The organism is Klebsiella sp. BIGb0132 (assembly GCF_024810075.1).
GTDB lineage: Bacteria > Pseudomonadota > Gammaproteobacteria > Enterobacterales > Enterobacteriaceae > Klebsiella > Klebsiella terrigena.
Genome location: NZ_JANUDW010000014.1, coordinates 53,989 through 65,805, shown reverse-complemented (window position 1 = coordinate 65,805; position 11,817 = coordinate 53,989). Strand labels below are relative to the sequence as shown.

General features: G+C 56.6%; 10 protein-coding genes. 7 read left to right on the top strand and 3 right to left on the bottom strand.

Annotated elements, in window-relative coordinates; genetic code table 11:
- Positions 1-21: 21 nt before the first annotated feature.
- Complete coding sequence (locus tag M2416_RS24790) at positions 22-297, top strand: YfcL family protein (protein ID WP_041146606.1); 276 nt, start codon at positions 22-24, stop codon at positions 295-297.
- A gap of 81 nt (positions 298-378) precedes the next feature.
- Here the strand turns inward: M2416_RS24790 and mnmC are convergent, their stop codons facing one another.
- Positions 379-2,367 carry a bifunctional tRNA (5-methylaminomethyl-2-thiouridine)(34)-methyltransferase MnmC2/FAD-dependent 5-carboxymethylaminomethyl-2-thiouridine(34) oxidoreductase MnmC1 gene (gene mnmC / locus M2416_RS24785; protein ID WP_259227402.1) on the bottom strand — a complete coding sequence of 663 codons (1,989 nt, stop codon included), beginning with the start codon at positions 2,365-2,367 and terminating at the stop codon, positions 379-381.
- 158 nt (positions 2,368-2,525) lie between these two features.
- Here mnmC and fabB point away from each other — a divergent pair, with 158 nt between their 5' ends.
- The gene (gene fabB / locus M2416_RS24780; RefSeq protein WP_041146604.1) at positions 2,526-3,743 is read left to right on the top strand and encodes a beta-ketoacyl-ACP synthase I; all 1,218 of its coding nucleotides are present in this window, start codon (positions 2,526-2,528) and stop codon (positions 3,741-3,743) included.
- A gap of 111 nt (positions 3,744-3,854) precedes the next feature.
- The gene (locus M2416_RS24775) at positions 3,855-5,030 is read left to right on the top strand and encodes an MFS transporter (RefSeq protein ID WP_076945815.1); all 1,176 of its coding nucleotides are present in this window, start codon (positions 3,855-3,857) and stop codon (positions 5,028-5,030) included.
- A 2-nt stretch (positions 5,031-5,032) separates the two neighbouring features.
- Here the strand turns inward: M2416_RS24775 and M2416_RS24770 are convergent, their stop codons facing one another.
- Positions 5,033-5,767, bottom strand: a complete 735-nt coding sequence (locus M2416_RS24770) for a GntR family transcriptional regulator (RefSeq protein WP_259227401.1) — start codon at positions 5,765-5,767, stop codon at positions 5,033-5,035.
- A 197-nt stretch (positions 5,768-5,964) separates the two neighbouring features.
- Here M2416_RS24770 and M2416_RS24765 point away from each other — a divergent pair, with 197 nt between their 5' ends.
- The 3 genes from M2416_RS24765 (at position 5,965) to M2416_RS24755 (ending at position 9,464) form a co-directional block, all read left to right on the top strand.
- Positions 5,965-6,279, top strand: coding sequence for a PTS sugar transporter subunit IIB (locus M2416_RS24765; protein WP_259227400.1), 315 nt, complete (start codon positions 5,965-5,967; stop codon positions 6,277-6,279).
- A 114-nt stretch (positions 6,280-6,393) separates the two neighbouring features.
- Positions 6,394-7,716, top strand: a complete 1,323-nt coding sequence (locus M2416_RS24760; protein WP_076945812.1) for a PTS sugar transporter subunit IIC — start codon at positions 6,394-6,396, stop codon at positions 7,714-7,716.
- A gap of 74 nt (positions 7,717-7,790) precedes the next feature.
- Positions 7,791-9,464, top strand: a complete 1,674-nt coding sequence (locus M2416_RS24755; protein WP_259227399.1) for a carbohydrate porin — start codon at positions 7,791-7,793, stop codon at positions 9,462-9,464.
- A 114-nt stretch (positions 9,465-9,578) separates the two neighbouring features.
- On the opposite strand, the gene flk is transcribed toward M2416_RS24755, so the two are convergent.
- A complete protein-coding gene (gene flk / locus M2416_RS24750) occupies positions 9,579-10,562 on the bottom strand; it encodes a flagella biosynthesis regulator Flk (protein ID WP_259227398.1) in 984 nt (327 codons plus the stop codon).
- Between the two features lie 109 nt (positions 10,563-10,671).
- On the opposite strand from flk, the gene pdxB reads away from it, so the two are divergent.
- Positions 10,672-11,808, top strand: a complete 1,137-nt coding sequence (pdxB, locus tag M2416_RS24745) for a 4-phosphoerythronate dehydrogenase PdxB (RefSeq protein WP_076945809.1) — start codon at positions 10,672-10,674, stop codon at positions 11,806-11,808.
- Positions 11,809-11,817 lie beyond the last annotated feature (9 nt).

Below are 11,817 nucleotides of genomic sequence, written 5' to 3'. Positions count from 1 at the left end.
TACACTAGAAGAGGAAAGACAATGCTCGCGGAGTTTGAATCACGCATTCTGGCGCTAATCGACGAAATGGTAGACCACGCCAGCGATGATGAACTGTTTGCCGGCGGCTATCTGCGTGGCCACCTGACGCTGGCGGTAGCCGAGCTGGAAGGCGGAGACGATCACTCGCCGCAGGCGATCAGTGACCGGGTGACTCATAGCCTGGAAAAAGCGATCGGTGCGGGAGAGCTTTCGCCGCCGGACCAGATCCTCGTTCAGGATATGTGGAATAAATTGTATCAGCAGGCAAAACGCTAAACAGCCTGCTCGATAGCCCTGGCCGCGCGTTGCGAGGTCGGGGAATAGCCCGGAGAGTGCCGTCCGGGCTACCTCAACGGATTATTTCACCGCTTTTCCCTTCAGCAGTTTCCTCACCCATAGCCGATTGGGATTGAGCGCCGCCAGCGTTTCGCGATCCATTGGCAGCGGTTCACCGCTCATCTGTGCCGCCAGAATTTCCGCCGTTAACGGCGCGGAGCACAACCCGCGCGATCCCAATGCCCCAAGAAGATAGAGATTGCTGTGCACCGGCGCAGAGGGCGCATCCTCCTTCTGCCCGGCAAGCTGAGCGTACCGGGCAAGCGTAGCATCATAGTCAGGCACGTTGCCGACCATCGGTAAGTGGTCGCGGGTGGCGCAGCGCACGCCGCAGCGAGCCTCGTTGGCGCTGGTATCGACCTCCTGGGCCCACTGCGCATCGGGGAAGCAGTCTACCAGGCGCTGACGGTTCTGCCGCTGGTCCTCGGCGCTGAACGCCGTTTCCGTCTGTCCGCGATGATAGCTGGCTCCGATACAGTGCTGCTGGTTACGCGGGTTTTGCGGCGTCAGGTAGCCGTCATAGCACAGCACCTGGCGCAGCTGAGAAAGTCCCGGCGTCGTCGGGATATGGCTAACCTGGCCGCCCACCGGATAGGCCGGCAGCAGCGCGGTTTGGCTGAAGGTTGTCAGCTGATGGCCGTTCGCCAGTACCACCACGGCATGCTGCTGGCGCTGGTTCAGCTGCCAGCCGTCGCCCTCGGCGGTGAGTGTCTCCACCTTAAAGCCATAGCGCGTCTGTAGCCCTCGGGTCGCCGCCAGCGCGAGGAGTTCGGCCGTCAGCTGCTGCGGGCAGAGCCAGCCTCCTGCGGGATAGGCGATCCCGCCGCAGCCGGTCTCGACGCCGGTCGTCTGTGCCACCGCCTCGGCGCTGACGGCGGCGGCAATTTCCGCCGGCAGATTGAGCTCAAGCATCTGGGCGATTTTTTGCCCGCTTTTCTCATCCCAGGCGAGCTGCGTCACGCCGCACCACTGGTGGTCGAAGGTGACCGGCAGCGCGTCGTAAATCCTGCGCGCGAAGGTAAATGCGGCGGGGAAGAAGCGGGTCAGGGCCGGGTCGTGCTGGCTGAGCAAAGGATACAGCGCTCCCTGACGGTTGCCGGATGCGCCTTTGGCAGGGGCATCGTCGGCGCAATAGAGCGTCACCTGCCAGCCGCGGCGCAGCAGCGCGAGTGACAGCAGGGCGCTGGCAATTCCACCGCCGATAATCGCCACCTCGCGTTTTTCGCTGGCGGTGCGGGCAAACCACGGCGCGTGCGCGGGCAGGTTCAGCTCGCGGCTCATCTCGCCGATCAGCATCTCTCGCTTGCGGCCGAAGCCTTTATGCTTATGCATGGTGAAGCCGGCTTCCTGCAGGCCGCGACGCACGAAGCCTGCGGAGGTGAAGGTCGCCAGGGTTCCGCCCGGTTTTGCCAGCCGGGCCATGGCCGCGAAGAGCTCTGGCGTCCACATATCCGGGTTTTTTGCCGGCGCAAACCCGTCGAGAAACCAGGCATCGACCTGCTGGTTGAGGGAGTCATCAAGCTCAAGGGTCAGCTCGTTGATATCGCCGAACCATAAATCGAGGATCACGCGTCCGTCGTCAAGCAGCAGCCGGTGGCAGCCGGCAACGGGAAGCGGCCACTGGGCCTGCAGCTGCTCCGCCCACGGCGCCAGCTCCGGCCAGTGCCGGTGGGAGAGGGCCAGATCGGCGGCGGTGAGCGGAAATTTTTCGAAACTGATGAAATGTAATCTTTGCAGGGTAGCTTCGGGGTAGTCACGGTGAAAAACGTCGAACGCCTGCCACAGCGTAAGGAAGTTGAGGCCGGTGCCGAATCCGCTCTCCGCCACCACAAACAGCGGCTGGGAATGAACGGGAAAGCGTTCACCGAGGCGGTTGCCGCCGAGAAAAACGTAGCGGGTCTCTTCCAGACCGTTGTCATTGGAAAAGTACACGTCGCCGAAATCTCGGGAAACAGGTGTACCCTCAGCGTTGAATTCCAGGTTGGCAGGTTGTATGGCGTTTTGTTTCACGTAAGTTACTCGAATCTCAAGGCGTAGAACGATCTTAACGATGTGTGCCGGGAGGCGCAAATTTATACACAAAATGGCTGATCGGACTTGTTCGGCGTACAAGTGTACGCTATTGTGCGACTCGAAACTTAAAATAGTGCGACTTACAGAGGTATTGAATGAAACGTGCAGTTATTACTGGCTTGGGCATCGTTTCCAGCATCGGTAACAACCAGCAGGAAGTCCTGGCATCTCTGCGTGAAGGACGTTCAGGGATCACTTTCTCTCAGGAATTTCAAGATTCAGGTATGCGCAGCCACGTATGGGGCAACGTTAAGCTGGATACCACCGGTCTGATCGACCGTAAAGTGGTTCGCTTTATGAACGATGCCTCCATCTACGCCTATCTCTCAATGCAGCAGGCTGTAGAAGATGCTGGATTGAAAGAAGAAGTTTATCAAAATAACCCGCGCGTCGGTCTGATCGCCGGTTCCGGCGGCTCTTCAAAATACCAGGTGTTTGGCGCAGATGCGATGCGTAGCCCGCGCGGCCTGAAGGCCGTTGGCCCGTACGTGGTGACCAAAGCGATGGCCTCTGCCGTTTCTGCCTGCCTGGCCACGCCGTTCAAAATCCACGGCGTTAACTACTCTATCAGCTCCGCCTGTGCGACTTCCGCACACTGTATCGGCAATGCCGTAGAGCAGATTCAGCTGGGTAAACAGGATATCGTTTTTGCCGGCGGCGGCGAAGAGCTGTGCTGGGAAATGGCCTGCGAATTCGACGCAATGGGCGCGCTGTCCACCAAATACAACGAAACTCCGGACAAAGCGTCCCGTACCTATGATGCGAACCGCGACGGTTTCGTTATCGCTGGCGGCGGCGGTATGGTTGTGGTTGAAGAGCTGGAGCACGCTCTGGCACGCGGCGCACACATCTATGCGGAAATCGTCGGCTACGGCGCAACTTCCGATGGCGCTGACATGGTTGCCCCGTCTGGCGAAGGCGCAGTCCGCTGCATGCACATGGCGATGCAGGGCGTTGACACCCCGATTGATTACCTGAACTCCCACGGTACCTCAACGCCGGTTGGCGACGTGAAAGAGCTGGGCGCAATCCGTGAAGTCTTCGGCGATAACAGCCCGGCAATCTCCGCAACGAAAGCGATGACCGGCCACTCGCTGGGCGCGGCTGGCGTACAGGAAGCTATCTACTCTCTGCTGATGCTGGAACACGGCTTTATCGCCCCAAGCATCAACATCGACGAGATGGACGAGCAGGCCGCTGGCCTGAACATCGTGACTAAGCCGACTGAACGTGCGCTGACCACCGTGATGTCCAACAGCTTCGGTTTTGGTGGCACCAACGCCACCCTGGTGATGCGTAAACACGACGCATAGTCAGTGAATAATTGAAAAGGGAGCCAGCAGGCTCCCTTTTTTGCATTATTGATAAAGCCTGGCGCAGGGAGGCACACTCACCTCGTCTTACTCTGCGAACTGGAGTAAAGCATGTCCGCAGCGACAAAAACAACGAATCCCTCTTCGGCGAATATTTCGCTATTTCGCATTACGTTCTCCGTCTTTCTGACCTACATGACCGTTGGCCTTCCGCTGCCGGTGATCCCCCTTTTTGTGCACCACGAGCTCGGTTTTGGCAACACGATGGTTGGCATCGCCGTTGGAATACAGTTTCTGGCGACGGTGCTGACGCGGGGCTACGCCGGTCGCCTGGCCGACCAGTACGGGGCGAAACGTTCGGTGCTGCAAGGGATGCTCGCCTGCGCGCTGGCCGGCGCCGCATGGCTGCTGGCGGCGCTGCTGCCGGTATCGATTGTGGCAAAATTTGCGCTGCTGGTGCTTGGCCGCCTGATCCTTGGCTTTGGCGAAAGCCAGCTGCTAACCGGTAACCTGAGCTGGGGGCTGGGCCTCGTGGGGCCGACGCGCTCGGGGAAAGTCATGTCATGGAACGGAATGGCCATATACGGATCGCTGGCGGCCGGCGCCCCGCTAGGGCTGCTGATCTACACGCAGTACGGCGTTGCCGTGCTGGCCTGCGTCACCATGGCGCTGCCGCTGCTGGCGCTCGCGATTAACGGCACGGTCCGCAGAGTTCCGGCGCACGGCGGCGAACGTCCGTCGCTGTGGAGCGTTGTCGGTATGATCTGGCGTCCAGGGATCGGCCTTGGCCTGCAGGGCGTCGGATTTGCGGTGATTGGCACCTTCGTCTCGCTCTACTTCGCCAGCAACGGCTGGGCGATGGCTGGCTTTACGTTGACCGCTTTTGGCGGCGCCTTCGTGCTGATGCGCATCCTCTTTGGCTGGATGCCCGATCGCTTCGGCGGGGTGAAGGTGGCGATGGTCTCGCTGCTGATTGAGGCCGCGGGTCTGACGCTGCTGTGGCTGGCGCCGGATGCCTGGACCGCCTTAGCCGGCGCCGCGCTGACCGGCTGCGGCTGCTCGCTTATCTTCCCGTCGCTGGGCGTGGAGGTGGTGAAGCGCGTTCCGCCACAGGTACGGGGCACCGCGCTCGGCGGCTATGCGGCGTTTCAGGATATCTCATACGGTATCAGCGGTCCGCTTGCCGGACTGCTGGCGACGTCTCTGGGTTACTCCTCCGTCTTCCTGGCGGCGGCGGTCTGCGCCGCGCTGGGTATCGTCGTCACCCTGGTATCACTACGAAAATAGCCTTATGGCTCGGTCCTCGGAGAGTGAGGGCCGGCCGCCTTGCGCGGAAGATAGTACTTCACCTGAAACTCAAACATGTTGGTATAGAGGATCGAGTAGTCGATAGGCTGGTGCTGTTCGTCTATCGCCTGGGTCTGCATGCGGATGATGGGATCTTTGGCGCTGATATGTAACAGTTTAGCCAGCTCGGGGGAGGGGAGAATGGGGACAATCGATTCGTAGCATCCGTCTATTCTCACCCCGCAGTCATTTTCAATATAGGCAAACTTCGATTTTTTCATATGGGCAATCGTCAGGTCCGGAAAGCGCGTTGCCGAAAGCCAGGTCTCTTCTAATTGCATGGCAATATTGTCGATAAAGCGCAGTCTTTTAGCATAATAGACAGGTTCTCCGTGCTGCAGCTGCAGGCCTTTAGCTATTTCCTCTGATGCCGACTGTAATTCAAATTTGAGAATTTGGCTGGAAGGGGTTTTGCCTTCATTACGGGCGATTTCAGTAAAACTGTCTAAATGGGTGACCGAAGCCTGAAAATGTTTATTTCGGATCCACGTCCCGGATCCGTGACGGCGCTCAATTAAGCCGTCCTCCTCCAGCGTTTTTAGCGCCTTGCGCAGCGTATTGCGTGAAACATTATAAAGTTCTGCCAATTCCTTTTCTGATGGCAGAAGATCTCCGACGCTATAGGCTGGACTATTAATTTTATTCTTTAGTAAATTAACTACATTTTTATAGACCACTTTCGCACCTCTTAAATCCCTTTATAAACATCATGTTGTCATCACTGTACGATGAAGTTACGTCAACACGTTCATTTATTTCTTTGCTTTTGAACAACTTTTGCATTGCTAACTGTGATCAAAACTGCGGATAAGAAAATTAACAATTATTACAGTGCTCGTCAATTGAGCTTCTTGAACAGGAAAAGGCAAAGGGTATGAAAAATATATTGTTAGTGTGCGCCGCCGGGATGTCCACCAGTATGCTGGTAAAACGAATGCAGGATCGCGCCGATGCGGTTGGTATTGCCGCTAATATCAATGCACTGGCTATTTCTGAAGCCAAGGAAAAAATCAAAAAAAATGAGGTTGACGTTGTGCTGTTAGGGCCTCAGGTGCGCTTTCAGAAAAATGAAATAGAAGAAATCGCGCAAGGAAGAATACCGGTAGCAGTCATCGATATGAAAAGCTACGGGCAAATGGATGGCCAGGCCGTTTTAGATAATGTGCTACAGCTACTGGCACACAAGTAATTACGCTAAAATTGCTCCGCCCCGCAGGTCTGGTATTGATATCCAGCCCGCCGGATGTGAATGCCTTCATCAATGATTCGCTATTGAACGTTAATTATTAGAAAAGGGTTTATCATGAGTTTTATGGATAGCTTTGAACGCGGTATGGAGAAAATTTTGGTGCCGGTGGCCATCAAATTAAACTCTCAGATCCACGTCTCAGCAATTCGGGATGCGTTTATTTTATCTTTCCCGATCGTTATGGCCAGCTCGCTAATTATTCTTATTAATTTCGCGATACTTTCACCCGATGGCTTTATCGCCAGTATTTTGCATCTGGGAACGCTCTTTCCGAATTTGGCCGACGCACAGCAAATTTTCACCCCGGTAATGAACGGGTCGGTCAACATTATGGCGATACTGATTACCTTTCTTGTCGCGCGTAATATCGCAATAAGCTACCAGCAGGACGATCTGCTGTGCGGGCTGACGGCGATCGGCGCCTTTTTTGTGGTCTATACGCCGTACGTTATCATCGACGGGCAGGCCTATCTGACGACAAAATATCTCGGGCCGCAGGGGCTGTTTGTGGCGATTATCGTCGCCATTATCTCCAGCGAAGTATTTTGTCGCCTGGCGCGCAACCCGAAAGTGACGATTAGTATGCCAGCCGCGGTGCCGCCGGCGGTGGCGCGTTCATTCAAGGTGCTGCTGCCTATCTTCTTCGTGATGATCTCTTTTTCGATTATCAACTACCTGCTAACCCGCATTTCGCCAAACGGTCTTAACGATCTGATCTATACCCTGATCCAGGCGCCGCTAAAGGACATGGGCACCAATATCGTCACCGTTCTGGTGCTCGGACTGGTGGCGAACTTCCTGTGGGTGCTGGGGATCCACGGTCCGAATACGGTAGCGGCAATTCGTGAAGCTATCTTCTCGGAAGCGAACCTGGAAAACCTCTCCTGGGCCGCCTCACACGGCAGTACGTGGGGAGCGCCGTATCCGATTACCTGGACCGGCATCAATGATGCGTTCGCTAACTGTGGCGGTTCCGGTATGACGCTGGGCCTGCTGATCGCGATTTTTATTGCCTCCCGACGTAAGGATTATCGCGATCTGGCGAAGATGGCTTTTGTTCCCGGGCTGTTTAATATTAACGAGCCGGTCATGTTTGGCTTACCGATTGTGCTGAACCCGATTTTGGTTATTCCGTTTATCTTCGTGCCTTTTATTAATTCGCTCATTGGCTACTTCTTTATCAGCATGGAGTTTATTCCGCCAATCGCCTACGCGGTTCCGTGGACCACGCCGGGCCCGCTGATCGCCTTCTTTGGCACCGGCGGAAACTGGCTGGCGCTGTTTGTTGGGATCCTGTGCCTGGCTGTATCAACGTTGATTTATTTACCGTTTGTCATTGCGTCAAATAAAGTGAATACCGCCGCTGCGGCACAGTAGCGCGCACCCCTCTGGCTTTACCTGCCTTCGGCCTCATGGCTGAAGGCAAATTATAAAAATATAAAAGGTACCCTATGTATTCAAGTAAATTGAAGGTTAGCTTATTGTCTTTATCCGTTCTTCTGGCTATTTCGTCAAACAATACGGTGGCGGCTAAATTAACGCTTGAACAGCGTCTTGAATTGCTGGAATCAGAGCTGTCGGCGAATAAAAAAGAATTACAGAAAACGCAATCGCAGCTCTCGACGTATAAAGATAAAGTGGCCGTGCTGCAGAAAAGTATTAAGGAGAATGAACAGCGCAAGGTCACGGCCGTCTACCCAACGGCGGCCTCGCCGGTGGCTGAAAATATCGTCAATGAAAATAACGAAGTCGGTGAAAAATCGGCACCGGCGCAGGTGAAGGCGACGCAGCAGGTGGCGGTTATCAATACCGACGGCAAGAAGACCAGAGTGGAGAGTATTACCATGAAGGATCTCAGCAAATTCGTTAAGGACGATATTGGCTTCAGCTATCAGGGATATCTGCGCTCGGGGTGGGGAACGTCTAACCACGGCTCGTCCCAAACCTATGCCGCCGGCTCTCTGGGCCGCTTTGGTAATGAGATGAGCGGCTGGTTTGACCTGACCCTTAATCAGCGGGTCTATAGCCAGGACGGCAAAACGGCTAACGCCGTGGTGACCTTCGATGGCAACGTGGGCGAGCAGTATAACGACGCATGGTTTGGCGATACCAATAACGAAAATATTCTCCAGTTCAGCGATATCTTCCTGACGACGAAAGGTTTCCTGCCGTTTGCGCCGGAGGCTGATTTCTGGGTAGGGAAGCATAAATTGCCCGAATATGAAATTCAGATGCTTGACTGGAAATCGCTGACTACCGATGTTGCTGCGGGTCTCGGGATCCAGAACTGGACGCTGGGCGTTGGCCAGCTGGACGCCTCGCTCAGCCGCAATGACGTGGATGTCTATTCGCGCGACTTCTCCCGGACCACGCAAATGAATACTAACTCTGTCGATCTGCGCTATCGCAACATCCCGCTGTGGCAGAAGGGCTCGCTGTCGTTAATGGGGAAATATGCCTTTGCCAATAAGAGTGACGAGCAGAAGGAAAATGAGGATAACAGCGGCTACTTCAAGCTGAAAGACACCTGGATGGTGACCGGTATTGTACGCCAGGAGCTGGAGCGTAAAGGATTCAATGAGTTTACGCTGCAGGTAGCAAATAACTCTTACGCCAGCAGTTTCTCGAACTTCTCCGGCGCCAGCAACTCGATGGCGCATGGCCGCTACTATTATGGCGACCACAGCAACGGGGTAGCCTTACGCCTGATTTCGCAGGGGGAAACGTACCTCGCCGATCGAATTATTATGGCGAATGCGCTGGTCTGGTCGCACGGTAACGATATCTATAGCTACGAAAGCGGCGCGCACAGCGACTTTGACAGCCTCCGGGCGGTCATCCGTCCGGCCTGGATTTGGGATACCTGGAACCAGAGCGGGGTGGAGCTGGGCTGGTTTGCGCAGAAAAACAAAACTCAGCAGGGCAAGGACTTGAAAGAGTCGGCGTATAAAACAACGCTCTACCATGCGCTAAAAGTGGGGCCAAGCCTGTTGGGATCGCGTCCGGAAATTCGCTTCTACGGCACCTATATTAACATTCTCGATAATGAGCTGTCGCAATACCGCTTTAACGACAACAGCAAGGATGAGTTTATGCTGGGCGTGCAGGCTGAGGTCTGGTGGTAATCGTCGTCTGACCAGAGTAACGCCCGCCTTGCGCGGGCGTTAGCGTAACGGCGACTTTAGCCGCCCGTCACGCTTTTCTGCCGTCCGGCGACGGCGTTTCTCTGGCGGCAGGCGCTACGCAACCATCAGCCATATCAGTACCAGCGCGGCCAGCGCCAGCAGGATAAGCCACGGCTTTTTGAGCCGCGCCCAGAGCGGGGTGGCCTCCGTTTGCAGCGAGGGGATCGCCAGGGTTTCCTGGGCGCGCGCCACCCGCAGCACGAAAACTTTGTTTAACAGCGTCAGTATCTGGCTGGAGCTCAGCGCCGACTGCGGCGTCACGTGCCAACTGTTGCGGGCAAAATCGGCGATCTTCTGCCACTCCTGCGCTTCAAGCGGCTGCTTCAGCGCGGCCTGCAGCGAGTTGAGCGTTGGGCTGGCCTGGCTGCTTAGCGTTTGCCGCGCCTGAAGCCAGTAGGAGAGCGGGGTAAAATGCGTTGCCGGGATCAGCTCGCCGGTTTTCACGCCGCACAGCTCCAGCATCGATTGCCAGATAAGTTTACCGGGCTCGCCGGTTGCGGCGGCAAGACGGGTCACCAGCTGATTCAGCGTGTTGTGCTCCGCCGGCAGCAGCGGGCGCAGCGTAGGCTGACGCTGCTGGGGCGACGGAATCGACAGCCGGCCGTTTTGCAGCAGCTGCAGCACGTTCTCAAGCTGCTGCTGGGTCAGCGCGTGTAGCGTAGTTTGGCCATAATTCTGGCGAATATAATCGCTCACCGCCTGACGATTGTTGCCCTGGCTCAGCAGCTCGCCGAGCTGCGCCAGAGTCTGACGGTGGTGATGGTTTTGCTGCGCAACGGTCAGGCGCTGGTTCAGGTGACTTTCGGCGGCGGCAAAATGGCATGCCAGCAGCGGCGCATCGCCTTTCAGTCCCAGATCGTGCTTGATTCCGGCCCACACTTCCGCGTTCTGCTGCGATGTTAGCGCCACCAGGCGGGTAATCAGTCGCTCGAGAACGGTGCGTTGTTGGGTGGTCAGCGAAAGCTCCCCGGCGACGGGCGCACCGGAGGGAGCCGTCCCCGGAGGGCGATCGGACATACCTGAAACGGGTTGTGTCATGATTAATCCTTTCCGTATTACTGTACTGAGGCCCGGTGATGATGTTCCTGGCGGCGAGATTATGGCACACTTCCCCGGTTTACTCTCGTTCTCAGACAGGTACTGAACCGTGAAAATCCTCGTTGATGAAAATATGCCCTATGCCCGTGAGCTTTTTAGCCGTTTGGGCGAGGTGAGGGCGGTCCCCGGCCGCCCAATTCCGGCTGAAGCGCTGACCGATGCCGACGCGCTGATGGTCCGCTCCGTCACTAAAGTCAATGAAGCACTGCTTGCCGGTAAGGCTATTCAGTTCGTCGGCACCGCGACCGCGGGCACCGATCATGTCGATCAGGCGTGGCTCCAGCAGGCGGGGATCGGATTTTCCGCCGCGCCGGGCTGCAACGCGATTGCGGTCGTTGAGTATGTTTTCTCGGCGCTGCTGATGCTGGCCGAGCGCGACGGCTTTGCGCTGACCGATCGTACCGTCGGGATCGTCGGGGTGGGCAACGTCGGCGGACGGCTGCAAAAACGTCTTGAAGCGCTGGGGATTAAAACGCTGCTTTGCGATCCGCCGCGCGCGGATCGCGGTGATGAGGGCGATTTCCGCAGCCTCGACGAGCTGGTTCAGCAGGCCGATGTGCTGACGTTCCACACGCCTTTATATAAAGAAGGGCAGTACAAGACGCTGCACCTCGCGGATGAGGCGCTGATTAGCCGCCTGAAGCCGGGAACGGTGTTAATTAACGCCTGCCGTGGTCCGGTGGTGGATAACGGCGCGCTGCTGAAGTGCCTGCAGGCCGGGCAGCCGCTGAGCGTAGTGCTGGACGTCTGGGAGCCGGAGCCGGATCTTAACCTTGAGCTGCTGGATCGCGTGGATATCGGGACCGCGCATATCGCTGGCTATACCCTTGAAGGGAAAGCGCGCGGGACGACCCAGGTGTTTGAAGCCTACAGCGCGTTTATTGGCCATCCGCAGCAGGTTGCGCTGGATACCCTGCTGCCGGCGCCGGAGTTTGGCCGTATCACCCTCCACGGCGCGCTCGATCAGGCAACCCTGAAAAGGCTGGTCCATTTGGTGTATGATGTGCGCCGCGACGATGCGCCGCTGCGAAAAGTGGCCGGTGCTGCGGGTGAATTTGACAAGCTGCGCAAAAATTACCAGGAACGCCGTGAATGGTCTTCGCTGTACGTACAGTGCAGCGATGAGCAGGCGGCGACGCTGTTGCGACAGCTCGGCTTTAATGCCATACATCACCCTGTTCGTTAATATCTTCTT

Bases quoted from the DNA above. Each gene is read 5' to 3' on its own strand.
- M2416_RS24755 (WP_259227399.1), top strand. From the start codon at position 7,791: ATGTATTCAAGTAAATTGAAGGTTAGCTTATTGTCTTTATCCGTTCTT.
- M2416_RS24765 (WP_259227400.1), top strand. From the start codon at position 5,965: ATGAAAAATATATTGTTAGTGTGCGCCGCCGGGATGTCCACCAGTATG.
- fabB (WP_041146604.1), top strand. From the start codon at position 2,526: ATGAAACGTGCAGTTATTACTGGCTTGGGCATCGTTTCCAGCATCGGT.
- flk (WP_259227398.1), bottom strand. From the start codon at position 10,562: ATGACACAACCCGTTTCAGGTATGTCCGATCGCCCTCCGGGGACGGCT.
- M2416_RS24775 (WP_076945815.1), top strand. From the start codon at position 3,855: ATGTCCGCAGCGACAAAAACAACGAATCCCTCTTCGGCGAATATTTCG.
- M2416_RS24790 (WP_041146606.1), top strand. From the start codon at position 22: ATGCTCGCGGAGTTTGAATCACGCATTCTGGCGCTAATCGACGAAATG.
- M2416_RS24760 (WP_076945812.1), top strand. From the start codon at position 6,394: ATGAGTTTTATGGATAGCTTTGAACGCGGTATGGAGAAAATTTTGGTG.